2 pseudogenes are annotated in these 956 nt (G+C 59.2%); both read left to right on the top strand.

Features of this window, described 5'->3' with window-relative positions:
* Window positions 1–223: 223 nt before the first annotated feature.
* Window positions 224–438 (top strand): annotated as a pseudogene (locus L3X40_RS21945) (IS110 family transposase); the annotation flags it as partial.
* A gap of 111 nt (window positions 439–549) precedes the next feature.
* Window positions 550–897 (top strand): annotated as a pseudogene (locus L3X40_RS21940) (transposase); the annotation flags it as partial.
* Window positions 898–956 lie beyond the last annotated feature (59 nt).

The raw sequence follows: 956 nt of genomic DNA, 5'->3' as shown, positions 1-956 counted from the left end.
ACGAGGGAATGTTCGCGGCCTTGAACGTCCGCGGCACAAAAGACAAAACCGACCCAGTCTATACTCGCGCATGACAATTTAAACCGCCGGCCATCAGGCAGCGGTTTAGGCTCACTTCTAAACCACATGTTCGCCTGAGGCTGGGCGAGCCCGCCTCGTAATATGCAGGGCAGAGATCGCACCGGGCTGGTCTGGCGCGATCTCCTGCATGGAGGCGAAGGCGATGAGCCAGTCGGTGAAGTATGTGGGTCTGGACGTCCACAAGGACACGATAGCGGTTGCGGTTGCAGAGGACGGCAAGCGCTCCGAGGTTCGCGAGCATGGCGTGATTGCGAACACGCCGGCGCCTTGAAGAAGCTGCTAGGCAAGCTCGGTGGACCGGGAGTCGATCTCCACATTTGCTACGAAGCCGGTCCATGCGGATACGGTATCCAGCGCTGTCCGCCGTCAGCACCAATGGCACAGATTTGAGGTTGTGATTTAAGGAGGATTTGGGCTTCGCCGTAGTGACGAAGGAACGAAGATGAAGCCCAAATCCTCCTATTCAAAATTTCAAAATCGCCGTCGAAGGCCTCTGCGGAGCAGGTGGTGAAGGATATCCGGCGGCAGACCCGGCGGCACTTCTCTGCCGAGGACAAGATCCGCATCGTGCTCGAAGGCCTTCGCGGGGATGACAGCATTGCCGAGCTGTGCCGCAAGGAAGGCATCGCCCAGAGCCTGTACTACACCTGGTCGAAGGAGTTCATGGAAGCGGGCAAGCGCCGCCTGGCGGGCGACACTGCCCGTGCCGCGACCACCGGCGAGGTGCAGGATCTGCGCCGCGAAGCCCGTGCCCTGAAGGAATGCGTTGCCGACCTGACGCTCGAAAACCGCTTGCTGAAAAAACGTATGGCCCGCCCCGTTTGCAAGGTAGATTTTGAGATGCTCTGATCAGTCTGCGTCAACGTATACGGTCT

This window comes from Rhizorhapis sp. SPR117 (genome assembly GCF_021742065.1).
This window is presented reverse-complemented; position numbering and strand designations above follow the sequence as displayed.